The following is a 15,808-nucleotide window of genomic DNA, read 5'->3' on the forward strand; positions in this document are numbered from 1 at the left end:
GAGCGAACAATAGGATGGACCATTTCGACGCGATGAGAATCTTCGTCCGTGTTGCTGAAGGGCGCAGTTTCACCACAGCGGCCGAGCGTCTCGGATTGCCGCGTTCGACGGTGACGGATGCCGTCAAGCAGCTGGAACGAAGATTGGGCGTGCAACTGCTCGAAAGAACCACGCGGGTGGTACGGCCTACGCTGGAAGGAGAAATCTATTGCCAGCGCTGCATCAGCCTGATCGCCGACTTGGAGGACAGCGAGGCCGGCTTCAAGGGAGCAAAGCCGGCAGGGCAGTTGCGGGCGGACGTGCATGGTCCGCAGGCCCGTTATTTTCTCGTGCCTGGCCTGCCGGACTTCATCCGGCGCTATCCCGGCATCCGCCTGCATCTGAGCGAGATCCACCAGCCGCTCGACCTGGTGCGGGAGGGAATCGACTGCATCGTGAGGGCCGGGGCCTTGACCGACACATCGCTCGTCCGCCGCAAGCTCGCTGAGCTGAGGCGGGGTACCTTCGCCAGTCCCGACTATCTCGCGCGGTTCGGCACCCCTCGCACACCCGAGGATCTGGCAAACGGTCACCGCCGGGTTGGGCTCTTGGCGCCCGATCAGCCTGCCAGTGCGGCCTTCACCTTCACCGTCTCGGGCAAGGTTCGGGAGGTGAACCTGCCGATCGACATTACGGTGGCGGGCCCGGAGACCAATTTCGCCATGGGGTGCGCGGGCCTGGGTATCGTCCAGATCCCATTTTATCGCGTGCGTTCCGAACTCGCGAACGGGACGCTGGTGGAAATCCTCAGCGAATTTCCGCCGCTGCCGATTCCCGTGCACGTGCTCTATCCGCAGGCGCGTCCGCTGTCACCACGCCTGCGGGTTTTCATCGAATGGCTGGAGGAGCAATATCGGACGCGCGATCGAGCCGCGATGCAAAGCGGCTCGCCGCCGGATCACACCGTCTCCGTGCCCTTGATCTCGATGCCGAAGCCGCTGAGGCCGATATAGGTGCGCGGCTTGGTCGAGAGCAGTTTGATCGAAGAGACGTCGAGGTCGCGCAGGATCTGGGCACCGAGCCCGACTTCGCGCCACTGTTCGTTGCGTACGGCCTCCGAACCGTGGTCCGAGCCGTGCGTCACCATGGGGACGCCCGCGGTGCCGTCGCGCAGATAGACGATCACGCCCCGGCCTGCTTCCTTGAACTTGGCGAGGGAGGTGCCGAGCGTCTTGGCGCCGCCGAACACATCCGTCACCACATCGGCGCGATGCAGACGGGTCGGCACGTTCTCGCCGTCGCCGATCTTGCCATAGACGAAGGCGAGTTGCTGCACCTCGTCATAGGGCGTGGTGTAGGCATAGGCGGTGAGCGGCCCGATCTCGCTCTCCACGGTGAAGGTCGCCACGCGCTCGACCAGCTTTTCGCGGGCCTGGCGGAAGGCGATGAGATCGGCGATCGAAACCACATGCAGGCCGTGGGTCTCAGCGAAGGCCATGACTTCGGGGCCGCGCTTGACGGTGCCGTCATCATTGGCGAGTTCGCAGATCGCCGCGACCTGGGGCAGGCCGGCGAGCTTGCACAGGTCCGTCGCCGCCTCGGTATGGCCGGAACGCATCAGCACGCCGCCTTCCTTGGAGATGAGCGGGAAGATGTGGCCGGGGCGCACGAAGTCCGTGGCGCCCATATTGGGATTGGCGAGCGCCCGCACCGTGTTGGCGCGCTGCTCGGCCGAGATGCCGGTGGTCAGGCCATGCTTGACGTCGACGGTGACGGTGAAGGCCGTGCCGAGCGGAGCGTCGTTCTGCGACACCATGGGATCGAGCCGCAGGCGCTTGGCCTCCTCCAGCGTCAGGGGCGCACAGACGATGCCGCAGCAATGGCGGATGATGAAGGCCATCTTCTCGGTGGTGAGGTGGCTCGCGGCGATGATCAGGTCGCCTTCGTTCTCGCGGTCGTCGTCGTCGACCACCACCACGATCTCGCCGCGGGCAAAGGCCTCGATGGCGGCCTGAATCTTCTGATGGGACACGACAGTCTCCTTGAGATGGTCTCGAACCGGGGCGAGGCCCAGAAAATCATTGGGAGTGACGCTGCCGCCGGTTGCTTCGGCAATGCGTCCGGCGGTTTCGCGGGAAATCCACGCCGTCTCGTCGTTGCACAGGGCGGTGATGCTCGCAGGCGACAGCCCAACCGTCTTGGCGAAGGCGCTGCGGGGGGTGGCGGTCTGCTTGAGCCAGGCGTCGAGTTTCATGCCGCCAACTTAGGCATGAAGGTTTTTAATTTCAACTGAAATGTTATACGATTTTCAGTATTACTGAAATATCAAAATCAAATGCCGATCAGAGCACGCAAGGTCGGCATAGCGAGGTCGAGAGCCAGGCCGACAGCGATTCCGGCGGCGAAAACGCCGATATAGGTCCAAAGCGTGCTGTCACGATGCCATGCGACCGGCTTGTCGTGGCGGAGCTTCAGCATCATCGAAAGCGGCAGGGGTTCGCGCGCGATGGGAGCGAGAGCCGCATGCAGAGCCTCGCTCTGGCGCTGCCAGGTCGCGGCACGCTCGCTGCCCTGGGGATCGGTCTCCAGCGCCTCGCGCGTTTCCCGCTCCACCCGCGCGGAGAGCCGGCCATCGACCAGGGCATTGAAGATCCGATCCGGAATACGGGTGGGTTCGGTCATTTCACGATCCGCAGCACGGCGTGGCGCTGTCCGTCCACCTGGCGCGAAAAGGCCTCGCGAGCCCGGGTGAGACGGGCGATGAAGGCTTCTTCGCGTACAGCGAGCACGGCCGCGGCGGTTTCGTAGTCCAGCCCTTCGATAATGATCAGGGCCAGGACTTCGCGATCGCCCAGGGGCAGGCGCTCGAAGGCACGCAGGATGTCGGGATGGCCGGAACAGCCGGCCTTGGTCGGCGGCCTTTGTGTCTTGAGCTGATTTTCACGGTCATCGAGGTCGCGGCGGCGGGCGATCAGGGCCGTAAGCAGGCGGGTATAATCGAGACGCTTGCCTTCATGCGCCGACAGGATCTCGAGGACCAGCGCATCCGCTCCGTCGGAATCCTGGCTGAGCGCCCGGGCGAAGCGCCTCAGGCGCTGGACGACGGCTTCTATCTGCTGGCCCATCGGTCGATCCTCCGGCCGCCCCCGGCTGGCCGCTTCTTCCTGCGGATTGAGCCGGAAAGTCGCGCTGGGCGCACCTTTCGGCACACCTTGCACTATCATACTGCGCGGCTTTTTTACGGCCAAGCATTTTGGCGATGGCAGGGCCTATGCGGAGGGTAAATTTATCACGCCGGCAAGCAGGATGAGGCCGAGCGCGAAGACCATGAAGGCAAGGCCCATTTCGAGCGTGCGCACCGTGATGGCGGCGGCAAAGCTTTGCGGGGCGGCAAGGCGGACGGCGAGGCTCTTGGCCAGCACCGCGACGGTGGCGATGACGGCGATGGTGAGGGCGGTGCCGAGGCCCATGGCGAAGGTCGCGATGATGCCGGAGCCGTAGATTCCCTGCCGCCAGGCGAACACCAGCACGATGATGGCGCCCGTGCAGGGCCTGAGGCCGGCGGCAAGGATAGCCCGCATATTGTTGCGCTTGGCAGTCTCGCTGTCGGTCGGCAAGGCGAGATGGCCGCAATTGGCGTCATGGACATGGATGCTGGCGCCGGGCAGGCCGAAGCGGGCGGCGATCAGCCCCCAGAGGGCGCGGCCCTTGCGCCAGAACAGCCAGGCGCCCACGGCCATCACCATGAAATTGGAGAGGCGCTCCAGCATCAGGGTGGAGGCATCCATGGTCTGGGCGGTGACGTTGAGAATGGCGGCCAGCACCGACACCATGGCGATGGCGGACAGCGCCTGCACCAGTGCAAAGGCGCCGGAGAGCGCGATGCCGCGTTTCACCGCCTCGTCATTGGCGAACAGATAGGAGGAAATCACCGCCTTGCCGTGGCCGGGACCGGCGGCATGGAAGACGCCATAGCCGAAACTGAGGGCGATCAGCCCGAGGCTGGCGGTGCCGTTCTGCTTGGATTCCTTCAGGGCGTCGACGAGCAGCTGATAATAGCGGGCGGTTTCGCTGAGGATCCAGGCGAGGAAGGGACTGGCGGGGCCGGTGATCGATTGCTCCGGCCGGCTGATGCCGAAGGGCGTGCTCTTCTGCGCGAGGGCCTCGCCGGCGGCGAGCAGCAGCAGAACCAGCACGGCCGGCGCCGCATGCGCGATCCGCCTGGAAATGCGGCCTGTACCCGTTGTCACGGGCAGTTCACCTGGATGTTGTTGGCGAATTTGGCGCCGAAATCCTTGTTCTGGTCCAGCGCGCTGAAATAGGCCTCGTCGAGCTGCAGGGCGGCGGCCTTTTGCTCCTCGCTCGGAGGCTTGGGCCTGATGACGTTGAGTGCGCAACCCTGCGGGGAGCCGTCGAGCTTGGCGGGGGTCTCGTCATCAAGGGTGAAAGCGACGTAATAGGTCGGGTCGTAGATCTGGATCGCCAGGGCCTTCTGCCCCTGCGTCTGCGGGGAGGACAGCGGCAGGAAGAAATGCAGGGTCAGGACGCCGTTGGTGAAATCGAGATAGGGGTCGACCGGATCCTTGAACAAAAGCTCCTTGCCGCCGAGCTTGGCGAAGGTGAAATAGCCGAAATCCTTGAGGTTCTCGACATTGGTCTGCGCCAGCGGGGCAAGGGCCTGGCGGCTGTAGCTGCCATCCGCACTCTGCTGAAGTCCCTGCGTGGCATAGGACGAGAAGGCTTCGTCGAAGGTCCAATGCTGCTTGACGCCGGTTACGCGCCCCTTGTCGTCGTAAACGATCTCGCTGGCCGAATTGACGAAGACATGCGGATGGGCCGCAGCGGGTCCGATGAGGCAGCCGAGCAGCACGGCGGCGAGAAGAAGCGAGCGCATGAACGATCCGGATTGCAGCGGGCGGGAACAAGAGCGATTCACCACCTGGAGGGTTGTAACCCGCCGAGTGGGGCGGAAGGATGGCGCTCTCCGGAGCAAAGCGCGTTCAAGCGTGGACACTCTTTACTCCGGCTTTTTGGTTCGACGCGGCTTTGCGATTGGCGGGTGATTCCCTCCAATCGCAAAAAAACGCCATCGCCTTTGGCCCTGAAGCGCATGCGTTTCATAACAGCTTCCAGCTTCGGAACCTTTAATGCGACGCCCAGCAGGCCGGCTGCATATCTCAGAAGCCCTCCAGCACGATCTTGCCTTTGGCGCGCCCGCTTTCGATCAAGGCATGGGCCTGTTTCAAATTCTCGGCATTGATCGGGCGGAGCACTTGGCTGAGCGTCGTGCGGATCTTGCCTGCATCGATCAGTTCCCCGACCTCGTCGAGCAGTTTGCCCTGCTCGCCCATGTCGGGCGTCTCGAAGATGGCTCGGGTGAACATCAACTCCCAATGGATCGAGACCGCCTTGCGCTTGAAGCCCATGATGCTCAGTGCCTCGGGGTCGTCGATCAGCCCGAACCGGCCCTGCGGCGCGATCAACTCGACGATCTCGTCGAGGTGGCGCTGGGTCTCGGTGGTGGAAAAGACGAAGGCAGGCGCACCGATGCCAAGGGCGGCGACCTGTTCGGCGATCAGCTTGCCATGGTCGACGACATGATGCGCGCCCAGCTCACGCACCCAGTCCTGCGTCTCCGGGCGCGACGCAGTGGCGATGACCGTCACGTCGGTCAGCGCGCGGACGAGCTGGATGGCGATCGAGCCAACCCCGCCGGCGCCGCCGACGATCAAGATGGCATTGGCCGCTCCGGGCACGGCACGACGGATGTCGAGCCGGTCGAACAGCATCTCCCAGGCCGTGATGGCCGTCAGCGGCAGGGCGGCGGCCTCGGCATTCGACAGGCTTTTCGGTTTATGGCCCACGATGCGCTCATCGACCAGATGGAACTGGCTGTTGGCGCCGGGCCGGGTGATCGAGCCGGCATAGAACACCTCGTCGCCGGGCTTGAAGGTGGTTACCGCTTCGCCGATCTCGGCCACCCGGCCGACCGCGTCCCAGCCCAGGATCTTCCACTCGCCCGCCTCCGGCGAAGCCCTGCGGCGCACCTTGGTGTCGACCGGGTTGACGGAGATCGCCGCGACCTCGACCAGAATGTCGCGGCCGGTTGCCTTGGGACGGGGCAGCTCGATATCCTCCAGCGCCTTCGCGCTATCGATGGCGCCGGCCGTCCTGTATCCGATCGCTTTCATGGTTCGCTCCTCGTCGCTGATTGCTGTGGGCGGAACCTGTGCTTATGATCGGATATCGTCAATAGGCACAAAGAAAGCCTATAGTGTCAAAAAGGATACTATCATGGCCAAAGCACGCCATTCCCGGTTCGATTGCGCGCCGGGCTGTTCGGTCGAGGCTGCCATCGGCCTGATCGACGGCAAGTGGAAGTCGATCATCCTGTTCCATCTGCTTTCGGGCACGCTGCGCTTCAGCGAGATCCGCCGCCATATCGCCAATGTCACGCCGCGCATGCTGACCAATCAACTCAGGGAATTGGAGGAGGATGCGCTGATCGAGCGCAAGGTCTATGCGCAGGTGCCGCCCAAGGTGGAATACAGCCTCTCGCCGCTCGGCCGCAGCATGGAGCCGGTCCTGCTGGCGCTGAAGGCCTGGGGCGATGCCCATATCGGGCTGTACGGCAAGCCGCATGCCGCCGAAAGGGCGGACGCGGCCTGACCATGGCGGAAAAAGCCGGCGTCGTCAGCCCTGGAGCAAAGTGCGATTTCTCCGAATCGCACTTTGCTCTCTAATTCCTTGTTTTGACGCGTTTTCTTAATCGAAAAGTCTATCAACTTTTCTGGAAAACGCCCTGGAGCAGGGCGACGTCGATGACGCGGAAACGCCCGCCATCGTCCTGGCGGAACAGGCCGAGACGGTCGATGTGCAGGCGGGGGGCGACCTCGAGCTCCTTCGCTCGCCGGTCCAGGCGCTCGCCGATGGCTGCGGCGTTCTCGATGGCGCCCGACAGTGTCATGTGGAAGCGGAATTCCTCGCGCACATAGGGATAACCGTGGGCGTGAAGATAGGTGCGCTGGCGTTCGCTCAGGCGCTCGGGATTGCGGCGGGCGATCTCGGCGGGCGTGAGCGGCGCGCGCAGCCTGTCGAAATGACTGACGATGCTGCCTTCCAGGGCGGCCAATTCAGCCGGCGGTTCTGCCGGGACGATGGCGAGAAAGGCACGGCCGCTGCGCGAGGAGGGGATCGGCTGGATGACCCAGGCGCCGAGATCGACCGGCCTGTGGCCCTTTGCGAAGGCGAGGAAGTCCGAGGCGAGGGCCGCCTCGCCCCACCCTTCGGCAGCGCGGAAGGGCGCCTTCAAGGTGGCATGAAAGCCATAGAGCCGAGGGTCGGCGGTCATCGCGTGCCAGTCCGCCGCCGCAATGCCGGGCGGATGCCATTGCGGCACGTCCTGGCCGGTGAAGGCGTCGTAACCCAGGACTTCGCTGCCGAAGCGCCAGAGCGCCGAATCGGCAGAGGGCACATAATAGATCGCGTAACGTGTGGCCATTCTCAAGCGTCCATGACAATTCTAAAGCCCCAGGGCGCCGCCGTCGGCGCGCGGGTCGTGCACGGCCTCGATGCGCCCGTCCCTGCTATGGCGGACGAGTGCTCCGGCATGGCCGAAGCTATCCGCATAGGCCGCGCCGATGTCGATGGCATGACCGGCGCGGTCGAGCGCATTGAGAAGGCTCTCGTCGAAACGATCTTCCAATTGCAATGCGGATTTTCCGGTTCCCCTGTCGCGAGCGAGCGTGAAACGCGGGGCGTCGACGGCGGCCGCGAGGCTTTCGCCCAGGCGATAGCGCGAGAATATCTGTGCCAGGATCTGCGGCTGGGCATCGCCGCCCATGGTACCGAACGGCATTGTCCGCCCATCGGAAAACAGCGCCATGGCCGGCGCAAGGGTGTGGAAGGGCAGGCGCCCGGGCGCCAAAGCGCGGGGCGAGCGCACGTCCAGCGAAAAGGCCACGCCGCGGTTCTGCATCAGCAAGCCGGTCTTCGGCAGGACCAGGCCTGAGCCGTAATCCCAATAGAGCGACTGGATATAACTGACGGCGAGGCCTTCCCTGTCGATCGCGCCCATCCAGACGGTGTCCCCCTTGGCGCCTGGCAGCGGGAAGGCGGCGGCACGCGTCATCGAGATCGCCGCGGCTTCGTGGCCGAGGAAGCCGGAGGAGAGAAAGCCGGCGGGATCGGCGCTCATCACGGCCGGGTCGGCGATCTCGCGATCAGTGATGGCCGATGCCCGTTTGGCAGCCTCGACTAGGCCATGGAGGTGGTCGAAGCTACCCGCCCGCTCGAGGCCGAGGCGCTCGGCGAGGCCAAGGATGATCAGCGTGGAAAGACCTTGCGTCGGGGGCGGCAGGCTATGGAGCGTGACACCCTGCAGGGCAAGGCTCAACGGTTCGCGCAGCCTTGCTTCATAGCGCCGGAGGTCTTCCCGGGTGACGAGGGCACCGGCGCGGTCGAGATCGGCCGCGATTTCACGGGCCGCGTCGCCACGATAGAAATCGTCGAGCCCGGCATGGGTGAGTTGTTCCAACAGTCCCGCAAGGGCCGGCTGGACGAGGCGGTCTCCAGCCTTGGGGGCCTCGCCGGACGGCATGAAGTGGGCGGCGAATCCCGGCACGGTCTTGAGTTCGTCGATTTCGGCCGGCTCGACGCGAGCCTGCGAAGCCGACACGGGAATGCCTTCTCGGGCATGGCGGATGGCGTCTTCCAGCAGCAGGGCCAGGGGCAGCCGGCCGCCGAAGGCTCTGGCCATGTCGGCGGCGATCTGCCAGCCGGCGATCGCGCCGGGAACGGTAAGGCCGGAAAGGACGCCGCGAGACGGCACTTCGTCATGGCCGAGATCGCGCAAGGCCGAGAGGGTGGCCCGGCTGCCGGCGGGGCCGCAGGCCTGGATCGCCCGGACGCGGCGGCTTTTGTCGGCCACCAGCCAGAAGCCATCGCCGCCGATCCCGTTCATATGCGGGTAGGTGACGGCGATGGTGGCTGCCATGGCGATCATCGCCTCGATGGCGTTGCCGCCCTGGATCAGGATGCGCTGGCCGGCTTCGCTGGCCGGATGATGGGGCGTGGCGACGGCGGCATGACCGAAAACGGGGGTTTCCATGGGGCAGGGGCTTTCCAGGCGAAGACTTACATGGACGATTTGTCATCTCACACACCCTGCGATCTGCCGGAATCGCAAAGGCGCACGGAAACAAAGCGTTAGCGCAAGAGTGCCAATTCGCTCCAGCGCGCTTCTTTCCAGAAGGGGCGTAGCAAAGCGCGACGCGATGGTATAGAGGCATGGGACGACGTTCACGGAAGCCGCCAGGGAGCCGCCTTTGCCCAGCTCTGACAAGTCCATCAATTGGCCCAGCCTGATCACCGTTTGCTCGGCCGCCATTCTGATCGGCACCGAGTTGCTCGGTGCGGCCTGGGCTTCCGGTTGGGCGCTGGCTGGCTTTTTCCAGCTCGGGCCCACGGTTGAAGTCGTCCTGCAATGCGTGTTCGGCCTCGTGGCCTTTTATGCCATTTTCGTCTTCCTGCGGCAGGCCAGCCGGGTTGAGCCGATTTTCAAGCGTGAAGGCGCCAGGTCCTAAGGCGAAAACTCTCGAGGCGCCGTCCGGTGGGATGCCCGCGGCCGCCGAGCCCAGTTTCGCCTCACGCTCGCTCCATGGTCTGTTTCGCCTGCTCAGGGTGAAGGATTGGGCTAGGCCGCCGGTTCTGCAGGCGTTGATCCGCCTGAGCCGCCGTACCGGCCCTGCATTGCCCTCCGCCCGCTTGCGCAATCTGTGTGAGATCCGGCAGGACATTGCGCATGGTGACCGCGTGTTTCATCTCGGAGCCCGCGATGGCGGGAAGGCGCCCTTTCACCTGCTCTATCTGCATGGCGGCGCCTATTCGTTTGCGATCAGCTTCCTGCATTGGCGCTTTCTCGAAAATCTGATTCGGCGCACCGGCTGCAGCGTCACGGTGCCTTTCTATCCGCTGGCTCCCGAAAACGGTCATCGGAAAGTGCTGGCGAGCGTGCTGGCGCATTACACCGATCTGTGCGCCCGGGTTGCGCCGGAGCGTGTGGTGGTGATGGGCGATTCGGCCGGAGGCGGGCTGGCGCTCGCGCTGGCCCAGGCCCTGGTCGCGGCCGGCCAGCCTCAGCCTGGCCAGCTCGTTCTGCTTTCGCCCTGGCTCGACCTCACCATGGACGACCCGGCGACACTGGCGCATAGGCCGCATGATCCCGTGATAACGCCCGAGGCGGCTCGCGCGGCCGCACGCCTCTATGCCGGCGACCTGCCCTTAAACGATCCCGCGGTCAGTCCGCTCTATGGCGAGATGCGGGGGCTGGCGCCGATCGCCATCATGACCAGCACCGCCGATCTCCTCAATCCCGAGGCCCACAGGCTGGAGCAGCGCTTGAAGGCGGCCGGGCAGCCCGTCGAACTCCTCGAGCAGGCCGGCATGGTGCATGCCTGGATGCTGTTGCCGCTGCCGGAGGCCGAACGCGCGCGAAGGCAGATCGGCGAGTTGTTGAATGCGCGCTTCAGGCCGGAATCGGCAACTGCGTGAGCGGCAGCAAACGGGAATCAGCCAGGGCGGCGGTGCGGTGCCCGAGCCCGGCGAGATAGTCCCCGTCGTCGGCAAAGGCGAGGAAGCTCTGTACCGTGGCCTGCCGGACCAGCATGACCTGGTCCCAGCGTTCCGTTTCGGGCCCGATCAGGAAAGCCCCGCCAGTGCCGAGGAACAGCAGTTCCCCGCCGCTTCGCGCCAGAAAGGGCAGCGTGTGGACGATATAGCGTCGAAAGGCTTCCTCGCCGCTGATTTCCGCGGCAGGGGCGAGATCCGGCGATGCCGAATAGTCGGCGACCTCACGAAAACGCAGCAGGTTGAGCATGGTGACGGGTCCGGAAAGGCCGCGCATTACGAAGGCCCGTCCAGCCTCCTGCGAGGGAGAGAGAAAAGGCTGCATGATTTTCCTCGGTATTCGGGAAGGTCCAGCCCTGGACAGGCCGGGTGAAACTCCCGGGTTTATATCCGGGAGAAATTTTTGAAGTCAATATACCCGGGTAATATTGCAGAGTGTGCGGATCTGGTTTAAGGCTGTCCGCCGAAATTCAATGCCATTCCGGCTCGGACGAAGGAGGCCGCCCATGAAACGTGAAGAGCGCAAGGCGGTCGTCGACGCCTACAAGAAGCGCAAGATCGCAGCCGGCATCTACGCTGTCCGCTGCGCCGAGACAGGAGACTGCTGGGTCGGCCGGGCGCCGGACCTCTCCAAGATCCGCAACAGGCTCTGGTTCACCCTGGGCCAGGGCGTCAGCCTGAATCAGGCCTTGCAGACTGCCTGGAAGAAACATGGAGAGCACGCCTTCAGGCTCGAGATCGTGGAGGAACTTGAGGATGAGGAGGTCGCCTTCGTGCGCGAACGGGTCCTGAAGGAGCGGCTCGATCACTGGGTCGCGGCCCTGGCGGCAAAGCCGATTTGATATCGCCCTCCGAAAGAAAGACGCGCTTTCCCAGCGTCTTCACCCTGACATAGCGTCGCAATGCCAAAGCGTTTCTGCGACGCTGAAGGCGCCTCAATCCGGCTGGTCAATCTCGAGCGATGTGATGCTTCTCATTTGCGGCCGGACCAGCGCATGATGTGCGTCGTGGTTACGGGGGGCTCTTCGCATGTCCGATCTTCCAAGCGACGATCAGCTTCGCATCACGCTGGCGCGAACGCTCGGGCTCGTCTTCGAGGATTGGAGCATGCCCGATCCGACACGGATGGAGCTGGATGTCGAGCAGGCGATTCGACTGGCGGTGCGGCGAGCCTGGCCGGACTTGACCGTCACCACGGTGGTGGCCGGCCTACGGCACGAGGGCGAGGTCGACACCATCGAACTCCTGGTGGCCGATACCCGCAGCGGCGCGAGGAGACGATATCTGGTGTTCCCCTGACATAAGCGCGTTCACCGACTGCGCCGACGAAGCCGGGATCATTGTGGCAGGGCCAGCTTCACCTCATTGCGAATGCCTGCCCTGATCTCGACGTCCTGGACGATGCTGACATCGCCCTTCCAGGCACTGATCTTGTATTTGCCGGCAGGCAGGACGTAGTGCGCCGGCAGGGTGTAGAGCCGGGTGATTTCCTTCGCCTCTCCATAAATATCGGTTTCGGGGCTGGTGATGCGCACCGAATCCGCGCCCGGTGCGTCGAGGGCGGCAAGGCCCGCATCGAGGGGGAAGGAAGCCGTCACCGTTTCGCCGGCCTTGATCTCCAGCGGGAATACCCGGTCTACACCGTCGATATGGACATGAACGCGGTACGTGCCGGCTGCAATATCGAAGACCGGCTCGCCGTCATAGGCATCGGCCAGGAATGATTCGCCGTCGACCGCTGTGGCGCCGGCGAGGATCTCCACATGGGGGTCCTTCACAAGGGAGCCTCCGGAAACGAACACAACCTTGGCTTTGAGCTTGCCCACCCCGGCGATGATCTCGACGGGAACCGTTTCGGCCGGTGCGACCTCGACGTCGCGGGACTGGATGGACGTGCCGAGCTTGAGCGTGACGCTGTATTCGCCCGCCGGCAGGATGACCGCCGTCTCGGCATCATAGCTGGTGAACAGGTCGTCGGTGCCGCCCTTGGCCTTGACGGTCCAGGTCGCGTTTTCCAGGGCGGTTTCCGTCGCCGTCCGCTTGGCGCGCAGGCCGAGGCGGCCGGCGTTCAGCGCCATGTCGACGCGGTTCATCTCGCCGGGTTTGATGGTGACGGGTGCCCGCACGCTGGCCTGTCCGGCCGTGAGTGTCAGGATGTAGTCGCCCGGAGCAACCTGTTCATGGATGTTGGCGTTGTAGCTGGTCATCACCGTTTCAGGGGTGACGCCTTCTGGCGCCAGCCGGGTGAGTTCCCATTGCAGATTGTCGGTGAGCGGATCGTCACCGGCGGCCAGCCGGGCATAGCCGGTGAGGTTCCATGCCGGTCTGGGCTCCGCCTTCGGTTCGATCTTGGGTTCAGGGGCTGGTGCCGGCGGAGGTGGATTGCCCTGAGCGGCATGGACGGCCTGCTGGATCGCCTTGGTGAGTTCGCCGGCATCCTCGGCCTGCAGGGCGATGCCGCCTGTCGCCGCTGCCATGCAGCGCAGTTCGCGATTGGCCTCCGGATCCTTGATGTCGAAGCCGACGGTGTCGACGACGAGGTCGATATCGGCCTTCTTCAGGTTGGCAGCGACTTCGCAGGGGTCGGCGTTGCAGGTCTCGACGCCGTCCGAAACCAGGATGATGGTCGCCCGGCCTTCATGCCCCTTCATCGCCTCGGCGGCGGCTCGCACGGCGTCCGTCATCGGTGTGCGGCCCTTGGGGGTCAAGCCGCCGACCATGGTCATGAATGTCTGCCCGTCGACAGGCCCGACCGGCTTGAGCATCTCGATGTCGGCACAGTCGCCTTTTCGACGGTGGCCATAGACGATCAAGCCGAGATGGTCCTCCGAGGGCCAGCCTTTCAAGATGGTGCCGACGGTTTGGCGGGCCGCTTCGATCTTGGTGATCGCGCCCACCTTGCCCCACATCGAGCCCGAGGCGTCGAGCACCAGCATGACGCGAGCTCCTTCCTCGGCCCGCGCGCTCGCGGCAAACGCCAACGAGGCGCCGGCCAGGCCGAGGAGGCCCAGAAGGGTAAAGCAAAAGCCTTTCTGCATGGAAAACTCCAATGGAGTCGTCGTCGGACGCCTGTTGCACCATGCTCGCCCTTTGCAGGTTCGAATACAAGCAAAGGTTGTGGCGCCCGATATGGCCGCGGACCGCGTCGCCGCCGCCAGTTACCACTCTGTGCGCTTTCGCATAGGCGGATAGAGGGCGATGGTGTTCTCTCGACAGCAGCGGCGCCCCCTCCCATATGCCGCCGATGCCCTTCTTCCCCCTGATTGGACAGGCGGCATGAGGATACCGCCCCACAGCGATGTGCGAAAACGCACAGCGCGAAGGGGCCGTTTCCAATTAACCATTGCTGCATCAGCGGGGCCGAAATTCAGCACGAGCCCACGCAAAATCGTCGGGGACTATCGATGTTGACCTCAAACGAACGCCTGGCCTGGAACGACGATGTCGACATGTCGGCGCCAGATATCACCGAGCTGCATCGCGCCTATATGCTGTCGATCCGACAGCACCAGCGTCTGCTGGGAGAGCTTTGCGCGACCTTGTCCAGCCTCGGTGTTGCCATCAATAATTCTCCTCTCGACTCCCAGATGCGGGATGCCCTTTCCGCCGGAGTCGGCCGTCATGTCGACCTGGCCCGCGGAATTATCGCCGGAATCGACAGCGCCCTGAGCTTCTCGGCGCCGACGCGTCCCTCGACTGCTCATTGACGAATAGTCGCTGCTGCGGCGGCCGGCTGTGCCGTAAGGCACAGTGGTGCAGCGACCGGGAAACCGGGTTGCCGTGGACGTAACTCTACTCTCCATAGCAGTAACTTGAGCGGGCAGGCCTTGCAGGAGGTTTGTCCGCTCCTTTCAGCTTGGGCATCCTGTAGAGAAAAAGCTTCACACCCGTCTCGCCAGGAGAGAGGTGTAGTTTTTTAAAGAATGTAGCCTGCAATTCTTATGCCTATCCCAACTTCCTCTCAGGAAACGAGGGCGATGTGCCTGGCCATGGAGAGGTGCGTCGATGTCCCGGTGCTCATGGCCTTAATTCTTTGTTTCGACGTGCCTTTGCAAGTCCCGGCGATTGTGCCGGATCGCAAAACCCTCCGGATTTGAGGTTCGCGGGGGCGGCGACGCTGCAGCGTATGATATCGGCAACACTTCTTGTTTTTTAATCACGCCGCATTGACACCCACTGGTTGTTTCATTTTTGTACTGTGCATGTGTTGAGGTTTCCGGCTCTCGTCTGCCTGTACCGCCGGGCTTAACCGAACAGTAACCATAATGATGGCGGTACTAGCTACGCGCTGACGTATTCGGGGGTACTATGAAACTGGTCCATTATGCCGTGCTCGCGGCCATGTCGCTGAGTCTGGGCGCTTGCCAATATACCAAGACGGCCGATCCCGTGCTCTCGGAGCGGGACGCGCAGTTCATGGCGATGATTCCGACCGGCGACGTGGACAAGATGTATGCCCGCTACATGGTCGACAATCCCACCGGAGAGCCGCCGGGTGTGATCGTGGTCGAGACCAAGCAGCATCTGCTCTATTACACGCTGCCCGACGGCAAGGCGATGCGCTATGGCGTGGCTCTCGGCAGCGAGGCCTTCGGCTGGACGGGCGAGGCGGTCATCGATCACAAGGCGGAGTGGCCGACCTGGAATCCGCCGGCCGAGATGATTGCGCGCTGGCCGCATGTCAAGCGCACCGAAGGGGGCTGGACCAACCCGCTGGGGGCGCGCGCGCTCTATCTCTTCCAGGGCGGCAAGGACACGCTTTATCGCATCCATGGCACCAACGAGCCCGAGAAGATCGGCCGCAGCGTATCGTCCGGCTGCATCCGCATGCGCAACATCGATGTGATCGATCTCTATAACCGCGTTCCCGCCGGCACCAAGGTGATCGTGCGCTGACGATGGATTTCGGCGCTGTGCTGGGCAGGGCGCGAAATCCAAGGTGATCTCGACAAGAGCCCCGGATCTCCACCGGGGCTTTTTGTTGTCCAGGTCGCCCCGCCATTCGCTGTCATGGCCGGCTGCTGGCGCTGTCCTCCGTGGGCGCCTGCCGCCGCGGGTTCGGCGGAGAAGGCGATCATTGGGGGCGGCTAGGAAATGACGAAGGGGCCCAGCCGGATCCGTCCAGTGAAACAGCCGATCTTCGCCGCACGGCGGCGAGAGACGCAGGAGCAAAGCGCGCTCGAGTGCGATCGCCTGGTTGCTC

18 protein-coding genes are annotated in these 15,808 nt (G+C 64.0%); 8 read left to right on the forward strand and 10 right to left on the reverse strand.

Annotated features, from left to right (window positions below; translation table 11 throughout):
- Positions 1-14: 14 nt before the first annotated feature.
- Positions 15-992, forward strand: coding sequence for a LysR family transcriptional regulator (locus tag J8I29_RS12760; protein ID WP_209431912.1), 978 nt, complete (start codon positions 15-17; stop codon positions 990-992).
- Here J8I29_RS12760 and ribB read toward each other — a convergent pair.
- From ribB to J8I29_RS12790, 6 genes are all read right to left on the reverse strand, one after another.
- Entirely contained in the window at positions 938-2,233 is a 1,296-nt protein-coding gene (gene ribB, locus J8I29_RS12765) for a 3,4-dihydroxy-2-butanone-4-phosphate synthase (RefSeq protein WP_105862311.1), read from the reverse strand. The two genes, J8I29_RS12760 and ribB, sit on opposite strands and share 55 nt — an antisense overlap.
- A 77-nt stretch (positions 2,234-2,310) precedes the next feature.
- Positions 2,311-2,661, reverse strand: coding sequence for a hypothetical protein (locus J8I29_RS12770; protein ID WP_209431913.1), 351 nt, complete (start codon positions 2,659-2,661; stop codon positions 2,311-2,313).
- Positions 2,658-3,104 (reverse strand): sigma factor-like helix-turn-helix DNA-binding protein, encoded by a 447-nt coding sequence (locus J8I29_RS12775; protein WP_209431914.1) that lies wholly within the window; start codon positions 3,102-3,104, stop codon positions 2,658-2,660. The genes J8I29_RS12770 and J8I29_RS12775 overlap by 4 nt, the downstream gene beginning before the upstream one ends.
- A 144-nt stretch (positions 3,105-3,248) precedes the next feature.
- Complete coding sequence (locus J8I29_RS12780) at positions 3,249-4,229, reverse strand: nickel/cobalt transporter (RefSeq protein ID WP_105862308.1); 981 nt, start codon at positions 4,227-4,229, stop codon at positions 3,249-3,251.
- Entirely contained in the window at positions 4,226-4,873 is a 648-nt protein-coding gene (locus tag J8I29_RS12785) for a DUF1007 family protein (protein WP_209431915.1), read from the reverse strand. Before J8I29_RS12785 ends, J8I29_RS12780 begins: the two co-directional genes overlap by 4 nt.
- Positions 4,874-5,156: 283 nt before the next feature.
- Complete coding sequence (locus J8I29_RS12790) at positions 5,157-6,170, reverse strand: zinc-binding alcohol dehydrogenase family protein (protein WP_209431916.1); 1,014 nt, start codon at positions 6,168-6,170, stop codon at positions 5,157-5,159.
- A gap of 103 nt (positions 6,171-6,273) precedes the next feature.
- Here J8I29_RS12790 and J8I29_RS12795 point away from each other — a divergent pair, with 103 nt between their 5' ends.
- Positions 6,274-6,648: a helix-turn-helix domain-containing protein gene (locus J8I29_RS12795; protein ID WP_105862305.1), complete on the forward strand. Its 375-nt coding sequence runs from the start codon at positions 6,274-6,276 to the stop codon at positions 6,646-6,648.
- A gap of 112 nt (positions 6,649-6,760) precedes the next feature.
- Here J8I29_RS12795 and J8I29_RS12800 read toward each other — a convergent pair whose 3' ends face one another.
- Both J8I29_RS12800 and J8I29_RS12805 read right to left on the reverse strand, forming a co-directional pair.
- The gene (locus tag J8I29_RS12800; RefSeq protein WP_209431917.1) at positions 6,761-7,480 is read right to left on the reverse strand and encodes a DUF1045 domain-containing protein; all 720 of its coding nucleotides are present in this window, start codon (positions 7,478-7,480) and stop codon (positions 6,761-6,763) included.
- Between the two features lie 21 nt (positions 7,481-7,501).
- Positions 7,502-9,088, reverse strand: a complete 1,587-nt coding sequence (locus J8I29_RS12805; protein ID WP_209431918.1) for a gamma-glutamyltransferase — start codon at positions 9,086-9,088, stop codon at positions 7,502-7,504.
- Positions 9,089-9,305: 217 nt separating this feature from the next.
- On the opposite strand from J8I29_RS12805, the gene J8I29_RS12810 reads away from it, so the two are divergent.
- Positions 9,306-9,563 carry a hypothetical protein gene (locus J8I29_RS12810; protein ID WP_105862303.1) on the forward strand — a complete coding sequence of 86 codons (258 nt, stop codon included), beginning with the start codon at positions 9,306-9,308 and terminating at the stop codon, positions 9,561-9,563.
- A 31-nt stretch (positions 9,564-9,594) separates the two neighbouring features.
- Positions 9,595-10,530 (forward strand): alpha/beta hydrolase, encoded by a 936-nt coding sequence (locus J8I29_RS12815; protein WP_209431919.1) that lies wholly within the window; start codon positions 9,595-9,597, stop codon positions 10,528-10,530.
- Here the strand turns inward: J8I29_RS12815 and J8I29_RS12820 are convergent.
- Entirely contained in the window at positions 10,505-10,930 is a 426-nt protein-coding gene (locus J8I29_RS12820; RefSeq protein ID WP_209431920.1) for a DUF1330 domain-containing protein, read from the reverse strand. The two genes, J8I29_RS12815 and J8I29_RS12820, sit on opposite strands and share 26 nt — an antisense overlap.
- 181 nt (positions 10,931-11,111) lie before the next feature.
- Between J8I29_RS12820 and J8I29_RS12825 the strand changes: the two genes are divergently transcribed.
- Together J8I29_RS12825 and J8I29_RS12830 are read left to right on the forward strand one after the other, a co-directional pair.
- Positions 11,112-11,447, forward strand: a complete 336-nt coding sequence (locus J8I29_RS12825) for a GIY-YIG nuclease family protein (protein WP_105862300.1) — start codon at positions 11,112-11,114, stop codon at positions 11,445-11,447.
- Positions 11,448-11,634: 187 nt separating this feature from the next.
- Positions 11,635-11,904 carry a hypothetical protein gene (locus J8I29_RS12830; protein WP_209431921.1) on the forward strand — a complete coding sequence of 90 codons (270 nt, stop codon included), beginning with the start codon at positions 11,635-11,637 and terminating at the stop codon, positions 11,902-11,904.
- Positions 11,905-11,942: 38 nt separating this feature from the next.
- Here the strand turns inward: J8I29_RS12830 and J8I29_RS12835 are convergent, their stop codons facing one another.
- Positions 11,943-13,643, reverse strand: coding sequence for a VWA domain-containing protein (locus tag J8I29_RS12835; RefSeq protein ID WP_209431922.1), 1,701 nt, complete (start codon positions 13,641-13,643; stop codon positions 11,943-11,945).
- A gap of 366 nt (positions 13,644-14,009) precedes the next feature.
- Between J8I29_RS12835 and J8I29_RS12840 the strand changes: the two genes are divergently transcribed.
- Positions 14,010-14,312 (forward strand): hypothetical protein, encoded by a 303-nt coding sequence (locus tag J8I29_RS12840; protein WP_105862297.1) that lies wholly within the window; start codon positions 14,010-14,012, stop codon positions 14,310-14,312.
- A 601-nt stretch (positions 14,313-14,913) separates the two neighbouring features.
- Positions 14,914-15,501: a L,D-transpeptidase gene (locus J8I29_RS12845; protein ID WP_105862296.1), complete on the forward strand. Its 588-nt coding sequence runs from the start codon at positions 14,914-14,916 to the stop codon at positions 15,499-15,501.
- Positions 15,502-15,808: the final 307 nt, after the last annotated feature.

The sequence above is a fragment of the Labrys sp. LIt4 genome (assembly GCF_017813775.1).
GTDB lineage: Bacteria > Pseudomonadota > Alphaproteobacteria > Rhizobiales > Labraceae > Labrys > Labrys okinawensis_A.